Origin of the sequence: Cobetia sp. 5-25-4-2, from assembly GCF_013374075.1 — a bacterium.
GTDB lineage: Bacteria > Pseudomonadota > Gammaproteobacteria > Pseudomonadales > Halomonadaceae > Cobetia > Cobetia marina.
The window spans coordinates 420,508-439,088 of record NZ_BLWK01000002.1 but is presented as its reverse complement, the minus strand read 5'-3'; the positions used below and the strand labels follow the sequence as shown (position 1 = coordinate 439,088).

The following is an 18,581-nucleotide window of genomic DNA, read 5'->3' as shown; positions in this document are numbered from 1 at the left end:
GTGTTCATGACGGCATTCGTGTTCACGCCTCCGTCTGGCCCGCGTGACGAGATCGCCTCAACTGCGGGCGAAGGGCACCAGGCACCAGGTGGCCGTCAGCCCCAGCAGGCAGGCCAGCCCCAGTGCGGCCAATGCCGGTGTCTGACTGAAACTCAACAATCCGAAGGCTAGCAGGCTGGAGGCACATGACAGCGAGATCGCCAGCAGACTGGCCTGCGAGGCGCGGCTGGCGGTGGCCTCTGCGTTGCCTTGTTCGGTTTTGTCATTCGCTCTTCGCGCGGGATTACCTTTCTCTGCGCTGCGCGCAGGATGCTCGGCACAGAAGATGCCCGCATCCAGGCCAATCCCCAGTACCAGCAGCAGGCCCAGCAGGTGGAACAGGTTGAGGCCGACGCCCGCCAGCTTCAGGGCGGCGAGCGTCAGTACCAGTCCGCCCAGCGGCGGCAACAGGGCGCGCCAAGTGCTGCGGCGATAGCGCAGCGCCAGCAGCAGGCTGATCACCACCACCGCAGCGCTGACCAGCCAGGCCATTTCGCTGCGAATGCTGCCGAGCGTCGTCGAAAGCCTGGCGACCTGATCGACGTACTCGAGGCGGTCATCGCCTGCCGCGAGGCGTGCCAGGGCGGCGCTGCCCTCGGCCGTGACGTCACCAAAGCGCACGATGCCGATGGCGGCAGTGCGTGAGTCGAGCCACAGTCGCTGGCCCATCTCGCCGGCGGGCAGCGTGACCCAGTCGGCCGGGCGCAACGGATGGGCGCTTTCGATGGCCTGCTCGGCCCGCGTGAGCAGCGCGGCGGGCAGGCCTGCAGTGCTCAGCACCTGGGGCAGCAGGGTGCGGGTGCGCTCACGCATGGCGTCGAGGTTGGCCTGCTGCTGGGCAAACGTCGGCAGTTGCTGGGCGAGGCTCGCCCAGTGCCCCAGTTGCTGCTGGGCATTCAGCTGCTGGAAGGTGTCTTCCAGTGCCTGCAGGCGCGAGAGCAGCGCGGCGTCATTCTCGGCCTGCACGATCAGGTAGCGCAGGCCGTCCGGTTCGGCGAGCAGGCGCTGCACCTCGCGTTGCTCATCGATCAGCGATGCAGGCGAGGGGTTGAGCTGAGTGAGACGGTCATCGCTGCGCAGTCCGAAGAGGCTTGCCAGCGCGGCCAGCAGCAGCAGACCCAGCGCCTGCCAGCTGCGCCTGCCGGGAAGTACGCGTGCCAGCCATCCTGCAGCGCGGGCGGCGGGGGAATCCTTGCGGGTGGCATCCGCCGGCAGTGGCAGTTGCGGCAGCCACAGGCGCACGCTCAGCCAGGCGCCGAGCAAGCCGAGGGCGGCGAACATGCCCATCTGGCGCAGGCCGGGCATCGGCGTCAGGGTGATGGCCAGATAGGCGGCGAGGCTGGAGCACAGGCCCAATGTCAGGCCCGGCCACAGCGCGGCGAGTCCGCCGCGACCGTCTGTCGTCGCCAGGCGGCGCATGCATTCCAGATGCAGCACGTAATCGATGGAGATGCCGATCAGGCTGGCGCCGAAGGCCAGTGTCAGCACGTGCAGGCTGCCGAAGGCCCACCAGGTCAGCGGCAGCGCGAACAGCACGCCCGTGGCCACCGGTACCAGCAGCAACGGCAGCCGTCGCGGAGTGCGGAACACCGCCCACAGCAACAGCAGCACGCCGATCAGCGAGCCGAGCCCGATGGTCGACATCTCCTGTCTGGCCTGCTGCGCTCCGGCACTGGCATGGAAGACCAGTCCGGAGCGCAGCAGCCTGACGTCGGGGTAGTCGGCCTTCACGCCATCCACGGCCTGTTCCAGCGCCTGCTGATCCCCCATCGCGTAGGCGCTGCCGGTGAGGGTGGCGCTGATCAGCCGATAGCCGCTGCCAGGCTGCTCACCGCTTGACGTCGGCGCGCGCAGCAACAGCTGGCCGCCGGACAGCGACAGGTTGGCGGGTGTCAGCCAGTCCTGCCAGGCGCCGGCGAGACCGAAGGGGTCATGGATCAGGTCGCGCTGGCCGCCGGGCTGGAACAGCTGCCTGAGGGCGCGCGCCTGCCACTGCTCGTCACTCAGTTCGGCAAGTCGCGGGGCGATCAGGGCCGGCTGGACCTCGGCCGGCAGGCGCAGGCTGGCGAGGCTCTTGCCGTCATCCAGCGTCGCGAGGGGGGCGAGCGCCTGACGCAGCGCCTGGGCGGCGGCGTCACGCTGCTTGAGTGACGCGGCGCTGGCATCGCGTGCGCCGACCAGCATCACCAGCCGATTGGCGGTGTCCTCCAGCGATTCGGCGCGCGCCGCCAACGGGCTGCGTTCCTGCGCTGGCAGCATGGCGGTGATGCGGGTGTCGATGGCGCCTCGCCATGGGCTCTGCGGGGCGAGCTTCCCGGCCACCAGCACCGCGCACAGCAGCAGCACGCCAGCCCACAGCCAGAGCCAGGCGGCGCGATCCAGCCCCGTGTCATGCGAGTCGCCGCGCCCTGTCATTCGGGGCACTGATCGCGCGGTGTCAGGGTCAGGGCGAGACGGTCACCGTCGCCGCTGGTGAGGGTCAGGTGGTCAAGCCAGCTGCCACCCTCGATCTCGAGGTGCTCGATGGCCTCGGCCAGACGGGCATCACGCGGTGTCAGGCTGGCCTGCCAGTCATCCGCGCTGCCGGTGAGCGTCAGGGTGAAGTGCTCCTCGAGCGCCTGCCAGTCGCCGTGGAAGAAGTTGACCAACAGCTCCGCCATCGCCTGCTGGTCGGCGGGCAGCGGCTCGCCATCCGGGCCTTCGCTGGCATTCGGGCGCATCTCGAGACGGTCCTCGATGGGGGAGGTGGTGTCCCACACCAGGCCTTCGGGCGCGTTCGGATCCCCGATCAGATGGAACTGGCCACGACTCTTGAGCTGTGCGCCGACATCCTCGAGCCAGCGGGTCTGCTGGAAATCACCGCAGACAGGGGCGGTGCGCGCCAGCTGTTGCGTCAGGGCGCGGGCGTCGAATTCGGCGGCGCTGGCCCCGAAGGCACTGGCAGTCAGCAGCAGGGTAGTGGCGGCAATGGCAAGGCGTGACGTCATCACGGCGTTCCTCGTGTCGGGGGCGGGGTGGCAGGCACGTCCTTGTCGGCTGTCTGTGACGGGCTGGTCTGTGACTGGCTGGCCTGCCAGGCGGCCAGCCGCTCGCTGAGCGCAGGCGGCGAGGCCAGCAGCATCTCACCATCCGCGAGTCCGACGGCGACCTGCACGCTATGGCCACGGGTCAGGCGCTTGCCGCTCTCGACATCGCGGATCACGTAATCGAGCTTGAGGCGGTTTTCCCACTCGCGCAGGCGCGCGGTGACGGCGATGCGCTGGCCGAAGCGCGCCGGGCCCGCGTAGCGCAGGCGCAGGTCGATCACCGGCCAGGCATAGCCTGACTCGCGCATCTGCGGGTAGTTGTAGTCGAGCATGTCGAGCAGCTTGCAGCGGGCGATCTCGAGATAGCGCACGTAATGGCCGTGCCAGGCGACTTCCATCATGTCGACGTCGTGGAAGGGCACTTCCATTTCCACCGTGGCGCTGGGCATCGGCGTTTCGGCGGGCTGGTTCATGGCGTTTTTCTCGCTCAAGGCTGTTTTCTCGCTCAGGGCTGTCCGCTCGCTCATGCGTTGGCCTCGTCTGTGCTCAGGGCCCAGTGGCGCTCACGGATGCGCGCACACAGCAGGCGCAGATCGGCCTCCAGACCGCGATCTTCCTCGAGCGGGGCGATGTCCTCGCGCAGCTCGCTGACGAAGGCCGCCAGGCTCGGCGGCGTGGCGCTGTGGCCGGCGATGGCGGCGCGTTGCTCACAGCCCTGCGCGGCGGCGTGCAGGGTGGCGGCGGCGACCTGCTCGACCAGCGCCAGCACGCGCAGGGCATCCCGCGCGGCGATGGTGCCCATGCTGACCTTGTCCTGATTGTGGCATTCGGTGGAGCGCGAGAAGACGCTGGCCGGCATGGTCAGCTTGAGGGCTTCCGCCGTCCAGGCCGAGGCACCGATCTGCACCGCCTTGTAGCCATGGTTGAGCGGCGCGCGCTCCGGCGTGGCACCGCTGAGGTTGCTGGGCAGGCCACGGTTGTAGCGGCTGTCAACCAGCAGGGCCAGCTGGCGGTCGAGCAGGTCGGCCAGGTTGGCGACCGCCGTCTTGAGGCTGTCCATCACCATCGCCACATGGCCGCCGTAGAAGTGGCCGCCGTGGAGGATCTTGCCGGCCTCGACATCGATCAGCGGGTTGTCGTTGGCGCTGTTGAGCTCGGTCTCGAGAAAGCGGCGCCACCAGTCGAGACTGTCCTCGACCACGCCGATGACGTGGGGCGCGCAGCGCGTCGAGTAGCGGTCCTGCAGGCGCGGTGAGTTGATCGGTGTGGCATCGACCTCCGGCGCCGCCGGGTGGGCGAGATCATCGCGCAGCCACTGCGCCACGCGGGCCTGACCGGGATGCGGCTTGGCGGCGAACAGGTCGGCATCGAAGTGGTAGGGATTGCCTTCCAGCGCCTGCACGCTGAGCGCAGTGATGCGCGCACTCAGACGGCTGAGGTAGCAGGTGCGACCGAAGGCCAGTGCAGCGAGGGCCGTCATCACGGCGGTGCCGTTCATCAGCGCCAGGCCTTCCTTGGGGCGCAGCACATAGGGTGTCAGGCCGTGCTGGGCGAAGACGTCAGCGGTCGGGCGCAGTTCATGTGGCTGACCTGCGCCGGGGCGCACCCACACCTCGCGCTCGCCACACAGCACGGCGGCGAGATAGGACAGCGGAGTGAGATCGCCACTGGCGCCCACCGAGCCTTCCTCGGGGATGCGCGGCAGGATGTCGTGGTCGAGCAGCCAGACAAGGCGTTCCAGCAGCGCCAGGCTGACCCCGGAGACACCACGGCACAGCGAGACGAGGCGCACCATCACCACCGCGCGGCTGCTGACCACATCGAGGTCCGCGCCCATGCCACAGCCGTGGAAGGTATAGAGGTGGCGTGGCAGGGCCTCGAGGTCGTCGGCACCTTGCACGGCGCGGGTCACGGAATCGCCGTAGCCGGTGGTGACGCCGTAGACCACGCCTTCCTCCTCCAGCAGGCGTTCCAGCAGGGCGGGGCCTGCCTCGATGCGTGCTCGGAAGGCCGGCGCATCACTCAGACGTACGCCACACCGGCCCTCGGCGACGTCGATCAGCTGCTCGAGGGTGATATCACTGCCGTCGAGCGTCAGCGCCGGGGCAGTGGTTGAGACGGGATATGACATGACGAGGTACCTGAAAGCCGAGAGCCTGAAAGACGGAATGCCGGACAACTGAATCTGAAACTGAATCTGAGCTTGAACCTGAACCTGAATCTGAAACTGAAACTGAGAAAGACGGGGTGACGCGCCAGCCGTCAGGTCACTCGCTCGGACTCCGAGGCACCTTCGCTAGAGGTCGGGACGTCGGGCGCCTGGTGCCAGAAGTCGAAGAAGTTGAACCATTGCAGCGGGTGGCGTCTGACACGCGCCTCGAGATGACCGGCATGGCGCTGCATGGCCTGCTCAATCCATGCCTCGCGGGTGCTGCGCTTGACGGCGCGGCTGTCATCGAAGGGCGCGAAATCGACCCGGAAGCGGGGATTGGCACCACCCTGCTCGCGCACGCAGCTCAGGGTGTAGACGTGACAGCGCAGCAGCGCCGCCAGCATGAAGGGGCCCACGGGGAAGGGCGCAGGTTGATCGATGAAGTCGCAGTGCTGGACACGGGCGCGGGTGACGGCGCTCTGTTCCACGCTCTCCCGCTCGCTTCCCCTCGCGTTTTCCCGTTCTGCCGCCACGCTTTCGGGGGGGATCGGCACGCGGTCCGCGGCGATGACCACGAAGCCACCGCGATTGACGCGGTCACCCAGCGCCATGGCGGTGGCGGGGGTGATCTCGCTGACCTCGATCATCTGCGGCGGCTTGCGCCCGGTGGCCTGTTCCAGCAACTGGTTGAACTTCTCGGCGTGACGCGTGTGCACCAGCGCGCACAGGTCGATGTCGTGGCGCTCGCCGATGGCATTGATCACATCCAGATTGCCGTGGTGGGCGACGAGGATGATGCCGCCCTCGCCACGCAGCGCGGCGTCGCGCAGGTCTTCCGGGCCGGTGCCGGTCAGCGAGGAGAGCGGAATCTCGCCGCTCCAGGCCGAGACCTTGTCCATGATCGCCTCACCGAACTGCATGAAGTGGGCGAAGCTTCTGGCCCACAGGCGCACGCCACCAAGTCCGGGCTCCAGGCGTCTGAGGTAATCGAAGGAGGCACGTCGCGCCACGCCGCGCAGCAGGAAGTACCACATCAGCACCGGGAACAGCGCGATGCGAAACGGCCAGGCCCCGAGCCGACGGCGGATCGTCACCATCAGCCGCATGCCGCTCAATGAGCCGGTTTCGGACAGGCGGGCCCAGTGATTGGGCGCGACGCTGTCGTCGGCGGTCTGTGCTGCACGGTCTTCGCCATCTGTCAGTGCGTCATCTTGAGCGTGGGCGGTTTGCCGCTTGCCGCCTCGGCGGCTCAGCGTGCGCCAGGCCAGTGTCGGCGAGCGCAGCAGCATGCCGCAGAACAGGCGGGTATGCATGGCGCTGATCAACAGGTTGTCGTGGCCGGGGCGGAAGTGGCTGACGCCTCCGGTGGGATAGCTGACACGCACCGGCAGGTTGGCCACCTCCCCCCCGGCCCAGTACCAGCGCACCAGTACCTCGGTGTCGAAGGACATGCGATCGCCACAGTCATTGCGCGCCAACAGGCGATTGGTGGCGGCCAGCGGGTAGAGGCGCACGCCGCACATGGTGTCGCGGATGGCCAGTGACAGGGTGTTGATCCATACCCAGACATGTGAGGCGTAGCGACCGTAGAAGCGGATGCGCGGCACGCTGGCATCGTATTCGGGATAGCCGATCTGCAGGCAGTCGGGGTTTTCCTGCATGCCCTTCAGGAAGGCGGGCAGGTCACTGACATCGTGCTGGCCATCGGCGTCCACCTGCAGGGCATGGGTGAAGCCGAGCTGCTCGGCAGCCTGCAGGCCACTGCGCACCGCCGCTCCCTTGCCGCCGTTGTGCGTGCGACGCACCAGGTGATGGCCCTCGGCCGCCAGCTGATCGAGTACCTCGGCGCAGGGGGCACTGCAGCCATCATCCACCAGCACGATGGGCAGGCCGAGCGGTGCCAGGCCCGCACACACGCCGGCGATGGTGGCGGGGTGATCGTAGACCGGGATCACCACGCAGGCGCGCAGGGAGTTGCTCTGTTCAGGGGCGCTCTGGCGAGAGAGATGCTGCTCAGAATCGTGCTGCGAGTCGCTCACAGGCGCAGGGGATTGGCTCATGACGCCTCCGAGGTGGAATGGGGGGATGGGGTGGCCGCGGGCCCGTCATCGCGGGTGACGTCCGGAGCATGCGGCTGACCATGACGCAGCCGTCCACTGGCATGCAGGCCTGCGCGGGATTCCAGCCGGAAGTCGAGGCGCAGGCCCTGGGCGTCTTCCAGCAGGTGAGTGCTCAGCGTGAAGCGCATGCCGGGCTGCAGCAGGTTGGAGAACTTGAGGCGTTCCAGGCGCAGAAAGGGCGCATCGTCCATGCCTACGCCGTTCACGCGCAGTGTCCTGCCTTGCTCGCGTGCCCACTTGAGCATCACCACGCCCGGCACCAGCGGTTGGGTGGCGAAGTGGCCGTCGAGATAGACCAGACCATCAGGCACCTCGGCTTCCAGGGTGCTCTGCTGTGGCCCGCTGGAGGTCTCTCCCAGCCAGCGTGGCAGGAGCGGATCATCGAGATCGGCGAACAGCCGTGCGATAGAGTCCGCAGTGAACTTGCCCTGGGCATTGAGCGGCAGGCGCGTGACGAAGCGCCAGTAGCGCGGCAGGGCGATGCGCTCGAAGCCCGGCATCAGCGCGCGGCGCAGGCGGGCGATCAGATCGCGGCGGCTGGCGTGATCCTGCGGCAGCGCGCACTCATCCATCACCACCACTGCGCCCAGGCGATGCTCACGCGTGGGCATCGGCAGGCAACGCACTTCAAGCACCTCCGCTTGCTCGCTCAGGCAGCGCTCCACCGCGCTCAACGAGACCCGCTTGCCGGCCAGCTTGACCAGCCGATCACTGCGCCCCAGCAGCTGAAAGCGTGGCGCCACGTTCCGTGCGTCGTCACCCTCTGCCGCGTCCTCCACCAGCGCCGCCTTGTCGGCCTGTTGCCACCACTGATCAGGCGCTTCCAGAAATGGCGAGCGCACCGCGAATTCCGGCGAGAAGGTGATCTCCACTGCCGGCAGCGGCGTCCAGTGGGCTGTCTCTTGCTGGCGGCGACGGGCGATGCCGCCCGTCTCGGTACTGCCGTAGAGCTCGATCACCGGCGCCTTAAGGCTGGCTTCGGCATGACGGGCAGCCTCGGCCGGCAGCGGCGCGCCCGAAGAAAAGACCCGCAATACCTGACCGAGTTCCGCCAGAGGGGCGGCGGATGGCGTCTGTTCATCAGTCTGTGGCAGACGCGCCAGCTGGGCCGGCGAGCTGACCAGCTGGCAGCGATGACCAAGCCCGGAAAGCTGAGCGATGGCGGCGGCCAGCTGCTCCGGGTAGTGGCAGGCTTCGCTCAGGAACGGCACGCCTTCGCTGAGCGGACGCAGCAGCGAGACCAGCAGGCCGTAGATGTGCTGATGGCTGACCTGACTGAGGCTGACGGTGTCCGGCGTGGACGCCAGGGCAGTGTCAGGGCCTGACGCCAGCGGCCATAGCGCGCGATGCACGGCCAGTTCGGCCTCGAGCTGGTCGAAGCGTTTGGCGATGCGCAGTGGCTCGCCGGTGGAGCCGGAGGTGCAAAGCTCCAGTGCGATGCGTGCGGCATCGGGCGTGGTGTCCGGTCGTACAGGGGCAGGGGCAGAAGCCGTCGCGGCAGTACCTGCAGGGTCGGGCTGTCCCGGTGGCCAGCCATCGGTGGTGGTCTCGGGGAGCTGGCCGGCGCTGTCGCCCGCCAGACGTGCCAGGGTCTCGGGGCGGTCATCTCCCGGCAGGATCGCCCGCATGCCGCGTTCCCACAGCGCCAGCAGCTGCACGCAGGCGCCCAGCGTGGTGGGCTGGAACAGCACCCAGCGTGCGCCGGGCTGGCGGGCGTCGTGATCACCGGGCAGGCAGTCCAGCCAGTGATGCCAGGCGTCCACGCGCGCCATCAGTTCGGCACGCGTCAATGCGCGCAGTGGGTGACCGGGGATGGCCAGCCAGCAGGCCGGCGCCTCGGGTGACTGTTCGGCGAGTTGACGCCAGACATGCTGCGTCAACAGCGACGTGACCGGCGTATCCGGGCTGACGGGAGATGAGTCAGGCATCAGGTGTGTGAACTCCGCAGGCGACGGCGAACCAGCCATTCACCGCCGAACAGGAGGCCCATCAGCACATAGCTGATCAGGCCGTTGTAGAGCGTCCAGGTCGCCAGGTCGGCATGCAGGGCCGTCCAGCCGGCGATGCTGGCATTGAAGAGGAAGAAGGCACACCACACCCGGGTGACCTGGCGGGTGTAGCGCACGCCGGCAGGGGGCAGGTCGGGTTCCTTGAGGCGTGCGAGGCGCTCGATCACCGGCATGCCGCGCCACAGGCTGGTGGCGAAGACGCTGAGCATGGCCAGATTGACCAGTACCGGATAGGCCCGCAGCCCGAGTTCGGCCTCGCTCGCCACGCTGATGCCCACCAGCAGGGTGGCCAGACCCAGGCGCAGTGCCGGATGCAGCGGCAGGCGCTGGATCAGCAGGGCGCCGAACAGGATCAAGGCCCACACCCAGGGCGACGAGTGTCCACTGACCGCGCCGCTGTCTGCGGTGAGGCGCGACAGCAGGGCGTAGACCAGCAGTGGCCAGCCAAGAGTGGCCACGATGCCCAGCACACCGAGCAGCACCCTGTTCAGTGCGGGGCGCGTGCGGCTGTCAGGGGACGACGGCGTCATGCCTGGCGCTGTGTCAGCTGTTCGACGGCGGTGACCACATCGTTGAGCGTGCGCACGCTCTTGAAGTCGTTGGCGTCGATGCGTCGGCCGGTGAACTTCTTGAGCTCGACCACCAGGTCCACGGCATCGATGCTGTCGATGTCGAGATCCTCGTAGAGGCGCGCCTCGGGGTGGATGTCAGCGGCCTCGATCTCGAACAGCTCGATCAGGGTGCTGCGGACATGGGCGTAGATCTCCTCGCGGGAGGGGGTCGGTTGATCAGCGCTCACGACGGGCCTCCACCATCTCGCGCAGCGCGTTGAGGCTGGCGAAGTGGGCCCGGGTGTCCTCGGACTCGGCATCCAGGGTGATGCCGTAGCGCTTCTGCAGCGCGAGGCCCAGCTCCAGGGCGTCAATCGAATCCAGTCCCAGGCCGTCCACGAACAGCGGCTCATCGGCGACGATGTCGTCCGGGGTGATGTCTTCAAGCTCCAGCGTATCGATGATCAGCTGCTTGAGTTCCAGTTCCAGCGAGGTGGTATCACTCATGGGAAATCCTCTCTCTAGCGCGTCAGGGTCGTTGATCCATGGATCAGCGATGATGTCGGGGGTCAGTCATTCAATAACGGCAGATATGCCATCTGGATGAATCTGCGGCATGCCTTCGTGACATGTCTGCCACTCATTCCTGGCCTGCCTGCACAGACTTTCATGCCTGATGGGGGCTGTCAGGCTCCGCGATGGCCTGCTGGAAACGCTCGAGCTGCGTGGCGAAGGTGCCCGCCAGCTGGCGGGTCAGTTCGCGGGCATCCCGGGACAGCGGCGCCTCCGGCTCATCCTGCTCCTGTGTACGGGAGACCTCGGGGGCCATGTCCGGCAGTACCTTGAGATTGAGCATCACGCGCTGCGCGGGGATGTGGTACCAGGGCTCGCCCTTGGTCAGCGTGCTGGGCTGGCAGTCGATCAGCACCGGGGTGATGTCACAGGGCGTGCGCAGGGCGATGTTGGCGGCGCCGCGACGGAACTTCAGGGCGCGGCCCGGCACGCTGCGCGTCCCCTCGGGGAACAGGATCAGGGCGTTGCCCTTGGCCAGGCTCTCGCGGGCGGCATCCAGCACGCCCTGTGGCTCGTTGTTGGTGATATAGCCGGCGGCGCGGATCGGGCCGCGAGTGAACGGGTTGCGGGCCAGACGCCCCTTGACCACGCAGTCGGCGTGGGGGATCAGCGCGATCAGGAAGACCACGTCGATCAGTGTGGGGTGATTGGCCAGCACCAGCAGCCCCGGGCGCTGCAGACGCTGACAGTCGTGCAGACGGTAGTCGAGCACACCCAGGCCGCGCATCAGCTGGAGGAAGCCGCGCATGGCGTGATGGATGATGCGGCGCGCCAGGCGCTGGCGGCGTTCGCCATCGCGCATGCTCACTGTCAGCAGGGGCAGCAGCCCCCCCAGCAGCAGGCCCCCCAGCCCGAAGACGCTGAAGCTGATGGCGGTGGCGATGCCACGCCACAGGCGCCCGAGGGGGGAGGATAGCCAGAAGGCATGACGAGGCGTCATCACTGCGGCGCGGCGTCAGTGGCGGGAGGAGGGTTCAGTTGCCAGGCCTGCCGGCGACAGACGAGCGGTGTCTGTCCGGCGGCTTCCAGCCACTCGATCACCTCGATGGGGGTCGGGGCGTGGCGGGCCGGCTCCTCGGCGTCGACTGGCAAGGCGGCGAGCCGCGGGGCCTCAGGCGAGGTGCGGCTCAAACGCATGGCGACGGCACTGGCATGCTCGGGATAGTCGCCGTGGTGCTGGAAGGCCTCTGGCGCGGCGATATCGGAGAACAGCACGATGACTTCCTCCCGCTCCCCCAGATAGCCGAGCGCTTCGCTCATCAGTGCATCGAATTCGTCACCGCAGGCGGCGAGCGCCTCGAGCGGCTGATGAGACTGGCGAGTGATCGAGTACATGCCAAGGATGGCGTTGTGCACCGAGAGCGAGAAGCGTGCGGGTGACAAGGCTTCCTGCGGCTGGGTGGCCGAGTCGAGCAGGGCAAGTATCTTGCTGGTGTCGCCATGTCGGGAGGCGTGGATGATCGGCAGATCGCCCTCAGGGTCGAGGGTGAACAGCAGCTTGCAGCATGCCTGCCCGACCGGACTCAGTCGGCGGCGCAGCATCGCCGGTACCTGTTCGGCACGCGGGGAGGGGGTGATGTCGGTGCGACCGTCGTGGGTCGTGCGTGTCGCACTCGCCTGCCAGGCTCGCCAATCAGTCAGACGCATGAGGTTCCTGTCCGTGAACGCATCGTTGCCATATTGGAGCCTCAGTGTACCGCAGGGGAAACGGCCAGCCCAAGCCAGCGGCCCATCAGGCCGACCGTTGGTGCTCTGGTGGACAAATGCCCGGTGCCGCCCGAGTGAGACGTCGCGGACCCGGCGGCTCGCGCCACCGCGCGCTGGGCGCCTTGCGGGCATGAGCACTGGACTGCCCGCGATGACGGTGTAAGGTGTCGCTTCAGCGAGCCAGAGGCCGAGGGCCTGAGGGCGATGGGAGCGCCGGCAGCGGGGGCGTGTGCGCCTGCCGGGCGGTCCTGTCATGCCTTCTGGTGGTCATAACGAAGGGTGAGGATGGGGAATGAAGCCGATCATGCGTGAGGCAACGTCATGAGCACGCCGAGGGAGGCGAGAGCGGGGGGCCACGGTGCCGCCTTGATGCGCCGTCTGCAGGTGACGGAGTGGCTGCCGGTGGTCCGGGTGCTCGGCCTGCTGCTGTGCGTGGTGGCGGTGATGATGCTGGTGCCGCTGCTGCTGCTGCTGGAAGAGGGCGATGCGGATGCATGGGCCTTCGCGATATCGCTGGGCATCACGCTGGGGTCGGCTCTGGTGATGCTGCTGGTCTCGCACCAGGTGGAGCTGCAGCTCAAGCCCCGCGCGATGTTCGTGCTGACGACCCTGAGCTGGGTGCTGGTATCAGCCTACTCGAGTCTGCCCTTGATCTTCGGCGCGACCCACCTGGGCGTCACCGATGCCGTCTTCGAGTCGGTCTCGGCGATCACCACCACCGGCTCGACCGTGCTGACCCACATCGAAGGGCTGTCGGATGGCCTGAAGCTGTGGCGGGGCCTGATGCAGTGGGTGGGGGGGATCGGCATCATCGTGATGGCCATCGCGATCCTGCCGTTCCTGAAGGTGGGTGGCATGCGCCTGTTCCAGACCGAATCCTCGGACTGGTCCGACAAGGTGCTGCCACGTGCCGGGGGGGTCGCCAAGGCGATCGGGCTGGTCTATGTGGGGCTGACGCTGCTGGCGATCCTGAGCTACTGGCTGGGGGGCATGCTGCCGCTGGATGCCGTGGTGCATGGTATGACCTCGCTGGCCACGGGCGGGTTCGCCAACTACGACAGCTCGATGGGCATCTATTCCGATCGCCCGCATCTGCTGTGGATGGCTTCCGCCTTCATGCTGCTGGGGGCGCTGCCCTTCGTGCTGTTCATCCGCGCCTGGCAGGACAGTGCCGGGGTGATGTGGTGCGACGCCCAGGTGCGCGGCTTCCTGCGTTTGCTGGGCTGGGTGATCGCGGCGCTGACGCTCTATCGCGTCGTGCTGGGGGAGGACCTCTTCACGGCGCTGACCCAGGTGACCTTCAACGTCATGTCGGTGGTGACCACCACGGGCTATGCCAGCGATGACTACAGTGCCTGGGGGCCCTTCGCGGTGGTGGCCTTCTTCTATCTGACCTTCGTCGGGGGCTGCAGCGGCTCCACCAGCGGGGGCATGAAGATCTTCCGCCTGCAGATCGGCCTGATCATGCTCGGCAATCACTTGCGCTCGCTGATCCATGCCAACGGGGTCTTCTCCCAGCGCTACAACGGGCGCGCCTTGCCGGATGAAGTGGTGCGCGCGGTCATCGCCTTCTCGTTCTTCTTCTTCATCACCATCGGCGGGCTGGCACTGGCGCTGTCATTGATCGGGCTGGATCTGGTGACCGCCGTGACCGGTGCCGTGACCGCCGTCACCAACGTTGGCCCCGGGCTTGGGGACATCATCGGCCCGGCCGGCAACTTCGCACCGCTGCCTGACAGTGCCAAATGGCTGCTGTGCATCGGCATGCTGATGGGGCGCCTCGAGATCCTGACCGTGCTGGTGCTGTTCTCGCCCAGCTTCTGGCGCAAGTAGGCGCTCGCCGGCAGCAGGCTGCATGAAGCGGCCAGACACGACAACGCCACCGTCGCAGGACGGTGGCGTTGTCGTGTCCAGGGAGATATCCCGTGAGCGTGATCAGTCGGTGGCGGTGGCCTCGGCGGCGTCCAGCTTCTCGTCGAGATCGATGGACAGGCCTTCACGATTGAGGATCGGGTTGGCGTACTGCACCAGCCACCAGTCCCTGAGCTCACTCGGCACGCCGGCGAGACGATTCTCGAACACGGCGCGCTCGGCACCACTGATGGCGGAGACATCCAGCGCGGCGGCCAGGCGTGGCTCGTCACGCAGCTGCGGACGGCTGGCGGCCAGCTTCTCGAGTGCCAGCTGGTGGCTCGGGTAGAGGGTGTAGTGCTGGAGTACCTGGCGGTCGACTTCGGCGACCACGTCGTCCGGAGTGGCGAAGTCACCCTTGAGCGGCTCGCCGAACACCAGCTTGACGCGCCCCTTGTGACCGCTGATGCCGGCGGCGATCGACTGGATGTCCTCGTACTGCACCTTCTCGTAGCGCCCTTCATTGGCGATGGCCGCCAGCTCGCGCGCCTTCTGCAGATCGCAGGGGTCGAATTCGTAGCTGATGGACACCGGCACGATGTTGAGCTCGCTGACGCTCTCGCTGAAGGGGCGTGTCTTGTCGGCGGTGCGGGCCGCCATGGTCAGCATCTTGATGATGGCGCTTTCGGTGCCGTCACGGCCATCCTTGGCACGCCCTTCCCGCTGGGCCAGCCAGATGGAGTGCCGATCGTGGATCAAGGAGTGACGAATATAGCCCGACAGTGACTGGTAGGCCGCCAGCATCGCGCGCTTGCCCTTGGCGGAGCGCGGCACGATGAAGCTCTTGTTGAGGCGCATCAGGTCGGTGACGAAGGGCTTCTGCAGCAGGTTGTCGCCGATGGCGATGCGCACCGTGTCGCGGCCGTGACGATAGAGCGCGTAGTTGACGAAGGCCGGGTCCAGCGAGATGTCGCGGTGATTGGACAGGAACAGATACGGCGTGTCTTCCGACAGCCGCTCGAGTCCCACCGTCTCGAAACTGGTGGTGGTGGTATGGATCATGCGCGCCATGTAGCTGGCGATGCGGGTCTGGAAACTGGCCACGTCCTTCACGCCCATCATCTCGCGCTTGATGGCCAGGCGAGCGATCTGGCGCGCCAGCCACGGGAAGCGCTGGGTCAGTCCCGGCAGGCGGAAGCGAGTCAGGGTGTCGAGCAGTTCGCGGTCCTGCTCGAGGCGCACCAGTACCTCACTTACCTCGTGATCGTGGTAGGGGCGAATCCTGGCGAACGGGTCCTGTTCGTCAGGCGTGGCAGGCTTGGGCGTTGCTGTGTCAGTCATCGACGCACGTCATCCGGATTGTCATTCTTGAGAAGAGAAGAAAGGGGGGGCGCTCAGCTTCCCGGCTGAGCTTCGCCGCCCAGCCAGGCGGTCATCTGCTCGATCACGCCGGAGAGCACCTGGGCCATCAGCGCGAAGTCGGTCTCCAGTCGCAGGATGGGGTCTTCACCATCCTCCTGGGCATTGGCTTCATCGATGACGGCATCGGCGAACTTGAGGCTCTTGAGCGCCATGTCCTCGCCGAGGATCAACGCCACGCGGCCCTCGACTTCCAGTGCCAGCTTGCTGACCACGCGGCCCAGAGTGAGCGCCGTCTGGATTTCCTCGCCGTCGAGGTCGAACTGACGGGCACGCAGCACGCCATCCTCGCCGCCCGGCGCCTTGAGCTCGACCTGATCACCGACGATGAGGTCATCCGGACGCGAGGCCACGTCCTTCAGCCAGGTGGTCATCACCTGGGAGGGCGGCTGGGCGACGGCCAGCGGCGTGACCTTGAGCGAGCCCAGCGTCTGGCGCAGCAGGTCGAGGACTTCCTCGGCACGCTTGGCGTTCGAGGCGTTGACGGCGATCAGCCCGCGGCGGCTGTCCCACCACAGGTCAGTGCGCGAGGAGCGCGTGAAGGCGCGTGGCAGCAGCTCCTCGTAGATCTGCTCCTTGAGGGTCAGCTTCTCGCGGCGACGCAGCGGACGACCTTCCGCCGTCTCGCGCTCGGCGACTCGCTCCTCGAGTTCTTCCTTGACCACGGCAGTGGGCAGGACACGTTCCTGACGCAGTGCGCTGATCAGATAATGGCCCTGGATCTCGTGGACCAGCATGTCGCTGTTGCGACCGCCCGGTGCCACCCAGCCGATGCGCTTGGCCTCCACCCCGCTGACGGGGCGGAACAGGTATTCGGGCAGGGCGTCGGCGAGACGACCCTCTTCCAGCGGTGCGCTATCGTGCAGGCGATACAGTTGCAGGTTCTTGAACCACATGCGACCAGTCCTTGAGTCCGGTGAACGGGGGCTGCCCGTCTGAATGGCGCATATTATGGCGAAACTCATGCGGCGGGTCATCCGCCGTGGACGTGACCCTGCGTCACACTGCGGTTGCCGGCCATCGCGCGCGAGCGCAAAGACATACTGTGTGCACGCTGTGGCGCTAGTCTGAGATCGACCTGGCGGTTTGCGGTCTGGCGGTTTGCGGTATCGCCCGATAGATATCGACCCGCAGGCATCGACCATGAGATTTGAGACGCGGAGGGCGGCAGAGTGATCGACGACGGTGTTATGAAGACTGCTGTGGGGACTGCTGAGGAGACGGTTGTGGCGGCTTTTGTGAAGAGCAGAGCGTCGGGCGCGAGCGCGCTGAAACGGGCACGGCCGCTGACGCTGGCGGCGCTGACCCTGCTGCTGTTCGGCTGCAGCGGGGAGGATGACGCGCACGACAGGGCGGCCAGCACGGCGGCGGCCAGTGCAACGGTCACGAAAGAGACAGTCGTTGCAGAGGAAGCCACTGACGGCGAACCTGCCCCGGCGTCGGTTGGACTGGATCCTGAGATGTTTGCCGCGGGCGCGATCGTCGGTGAGGTCGAGACCGTCGACTGTACCTTGAGCGGCGGCACGCAGACGACCTGCTATCAGTTCCGTGTGGCCGGTGCGCCCGCGGACCCGGAAACCTCGCCGGTGGGGCCATTCTGCCCGCCCAATATCCACTCCGGTGAGGAGGAAGGCGGCACCTGGATGGATGGCGAGGGCACCCTCTATCAGGTGGACGGTGAGTTCATCAAGAATCTTGCCACTCTCTATCAGGACAAGGAGTGGCAGATGTACGACGTCAACACGGGCGAGATCACCGTGATCGATGGCGCGCGTGGTTGTGAGGTGGCGGGGGACCCGAACCCCATCGAAGGCTTCGACAACTTCTGTCTCGAGTGTCCGCTGGAGGAACTGGGCGGCGGCATCGAGAAGACTGTCGTGATCCCCAGGGTGCCGGTACCGGCCGCCGAGCCGACCTCGCTGGCCGGCCGCGCCAATACCGGCGTGGCGCTCAATGGCGTGCTGTTCGGCCCGCCGGCACCGCTGGAGCTGATCCTGAGCTCTCACACCCTGGGGGTGCTCGATGATTGTGGCGCGCATGCCAATCCGCATGAGGGCTATCACTATCACACCGCCACCGGCTGCTCCGAGATCGGCATTCAGGAGGATGGCCATTCGCCGATGATCGGCTATGCGCTGGATGGCTATGCCATCTATGCCAGAGAAGACAAGGACGGCAAGGTTCCCGCTGAGCTGGATGACTGTGGCGGCGAGACGGACCCGGTGCGTGGCTATCACTATCACGCCTCCGCGCCGGGGGTTAACCAGATCTTCGGCTGTTTCATGGGCGAGAAGGGGCACTTCCTCGACGAGGAGGAAGGCGAGAGGCCGCCGCAGGGCCCGCCCGGCGAGTAGCCGTCCTGCAGGTCTGGACGTGGAGGGCATCGTCCGTGGCAGAACCCGCCGCCTTGTCAGGATGGCGAGCAGGGCAGGCGCCATCATTCAACCAAGCGTTTGTTTTTCTGCTCGTGCCCGGCCTAAGATCTGATGACGAGGGCCGAACAGGCTCATCCGTTTCCCGCACAGGAGGCAAGGATGCAACAGGACAGCCGTCAACAGGACGCCGCCGATGAGACCGCCGGCACTTTCAGTCGCACGACACTGACGGTGCGAGGTTATCACCTGGATGGCTATGGGCACGTCAACAACGCCCGGTATCTGGAGTTCTACGAAGAAGGGCGCTGGGAGTTCATGCTCGCGCATCTGGACCTGGCGGACCTCAAGCGCGAGGGCATCGCGATGGTGGCGGTCAATGTCAATCTGGACTGGCATTATCCGGCCACCGTGCATGATGAGCTGGTGATCACCACGCGACTCGCTCGGGTCGGGCGGCGCAAGATGATCATGCATCAGGAGATCCATCTGGGCGAGACGCGAATGGGCGAGGTGCATCCGCGCTCCGGCGCACTGGTCTCCCGCGCGGATTTCACCTTCGTGCTGATGAATACCCAGACCGGACGGGCCATGCCGCTGGAGGGAGAAATCGGCACGCTGCTGGTATCATTGCTGTCGCCCGAGCCGCAATGAGCGCTGTCAGCGACAGGGGCGCGGCAGTGGGCCGCGTGCCCTTGAGGCCGTACTACCGTACTGACATCCGTTTGCGGGCTCGTGTGAGCTGCTAGGTGAGCGCGCAAG

General features: G+C 66.9%; 16 protein-coding genes. 3 read left to right on the top strand and 13 right to left on the bottom strand.

All coding sequences use genetic code 11. The features are described from left to right. Positions 1-57: 57 nt before the first annotated feature. The 11 genes from HXS65_RS06750 to HXS65_RS06700 form a co-directional block, all read right to left on the bottom strand. Positions 58-2,454 carry an MMPL family transporter gene (locus tag HXS65_RS06750; RefSeq protein WP_176493591.1) on the bottom strand — a complete coding sequence of 799 codons (2,397 nt, stop codon included), beginning with the start codon at positions 2,452-2,454 and terminating at the stop codon, positions 58-60. After that, positions 2,451-3,026 (bottom strand): LolA-related protein, encoded by a 576-nt coding sequence (locus HXS65_RS06745; RefSeq protein ID WP_176493494.1) that lies wholly within the window; start codon positions 3,024-3,026, stop codon positions 2,451-2,453. The genes HXS65_RS06750 and HXS65_RS06745 overlap by 4 nt, the downstream gene beginning before the upstream one ends. Beyond that, positions 3,026-3,592: an acyl-CoA thioesterase gene (locus tag HXS65_RS06740; protein ID WP_255304441.1), complete on the bottom strand. Its 567-nt coding sequence runs from the start codon at positions 3,590-3,592 to the stop codon at positions 3,026-3,028. The genes HXS65_RS06745 and HXS65_RS06740 overlap by 1 nt, the downstream gene beginning before the upstream one ends. Continuing rightward, complete coding sequence (gene hutH / locus HXS65_RS06735) at positions 3,589-5,196, bottom strand: histidine ammonia-lyase (protein WP_176493493.1); 1,608 nt, start codon at positions 5,194-5,196, stop codon at positions 3,589-3,591. The genes HXS65_RS06740 and hutH overlap by 4 nt, the downstream gene beginning before the upstream one ends. 131 nt (positions 5,197-5,327) lie before the next feature. Further along, positions 5,328-7,277 (bottom strand): glycosyltransferase, encoded by a 1,950-nt coding sequence (locus HXS65_RS17560; RefSeq protein ID WP_176493492.1) that lies wholly within the window; start codon positions 7,275-7,277, stop codon positions 5,328-5,330. Beyond that, positions 7,274-9,265: an AMP-binding protein gene (locus HXS65_RS06725; protein ID WP_176493491.1), complete on the bottom strand. Its 1,992-nt coding sequence runs from the start codon at positions 9,263-9,265 to the stop codon at positions 7,274-7,276. The genes HXS65_RS17560 and HXS65_RS06725 overlap by 4 nt, the downstream gene beginning before the upstream one ends. After that, complete coding sequence (locus HXS65_RS06720) at positions 9,265-9,876, bottom strand: hypothetical protein (protein ID WP_176493490.1); 612 nt, start codon at positions 9,874-9,876, stop codon at positions 9,265-9,267. Before HXS65_RS06720 ends, HXS65_RS06725 begins: the two co-directional genes overlap by 1 nt. Continuing rightward, positions 9,873-10,145 (bottom strand): acyl carrier protein, encoded by a 273-nt coding sequence (locus tag HXS65_RS06715; RefSeq protein ID WP_240499665.1) that lies wholly within the window; start codon positions 10,143-10,145, stop codon positions 9,873-9,875. Before HXS65_RS06715 ends, HXS65_RS06720 begins: the two co-directional genes overlap by 4 nt. Next, complete coding sequence (locus tag HXS65_RS06710; protein ID WP_077375262.1) at positions 10,135-10,404, bottom strand: phosphopantetheine-binding protein; 270 nt, start codon at positions 10,402-10,404, stop codon at positions 10,135-10,137. The genes HXS65_RS06715 and HXS65_RS06710 overlap by 11 nt, the downstream gene beginning before the upstream one ends. 160 nt (positions 10,405-10,564) lie before the next feature. Continuing rightward, positions 10,565-11,410, bottom strand: coding sequence for a 1-acyl-sn-glycerol-3-phosphate acyltransferase (locus HXS65_RS06705; protein WP_176493489.1), 846 nt, complete (start codon positions 11,408-11,410; stop codon positions 10,565-10,567). Further along, positions 11,410-12,117, bottom strand: coding sequence for a beta-ketoacyl synthase chain length factor (locus HXS65_RS06700; RefSeq protein ID WP_176493488.1), 708 nt, complete (start codon positions 12,115-12,117; stop codon positions 11,410-11,412). The genes HXS65_RS06705 and HXS65_RS06700 overlap by 1 nt, the downstream gene beginning before the upstream one ends. A 429-nt stretch (positions 12,118-12,546) precedes the next feature. Between HXS65_RS06700 and HXS65_RS06695 the strand changes: the two genes are divergently transcribed. Beyond that, the gene (locus HXS65_RS06695; RefSeq protein WP_136938958.1) at positions 12,547-14,010 is read left to right on the top strand and encodes a TrkH family potassium uptake protein; all 1,464 of its coding nucleotides are present in this window, start codon (positions 12,547-12,549) and stop codon (positions 14,008-14,010) included. 102 nt (positions 14,011-14,112) lie between these two features. Here HXS65_RS06695 and HXS65_RS06690 read toward each other — a convergent pair whose 3' ends face one another. Both HXS65_RS06690 and HXS65_RS06685 read right to left on the bottom strand, forming a co-directional pair. After that, positions 14,113-15,369, bottom strand: coding sequence for a 1-acyl-sn-glycerol-3-phosphate acyltransferase (locus tag HXS65_RS06690; RefSeq protein ID WP_077375253.1), 1,257 nt, complete (start codon positions 15,367-15,369; stop codon positions 14,113-14,115). Between the two features lie 53 nt (positions 15,370-15,422). Further along, positions 15,423-16,343 carry a recombination-associated protein RdgC gene (locus tag HXS65_RS06685; protein WP_176493487.1) on the bottom strand — a complete coding sequence of 307 codons (921 nt, stop codon included), beginning with the start codon at positions 16,341-16,343 and terminating at the stop codon, positions 15,423-15,425. Positions 16,344-16,673: 330 nt separating this feature from the next. Between HXS65_RS06685 and HXS65_RS06680 the strand changes: the two genes are divergently transcribed. After that, a complete protein-coding gene (locus HXS65_RS06680; RefSeq protein WP_176493486.1) occupies positions 16,674-17,801 on the top strand; it encodes a YHYH protein in 1,128 nt (375 codons plus the stop codon). Positions 17,802-17,981: 180 nt separating this feature from the next. After that, positions 17,982-18,473, top strand: a complete 492-nt coding sequence (locus HXS65_RS06675) for a thioesterase family protein (protein ID WP_084208007.1) — start codon at positions 17,982-17,984, stop codon at positions 18,471-18,473. Positions 18,474-18,581 lie beyond the last annotated feature (108 nt).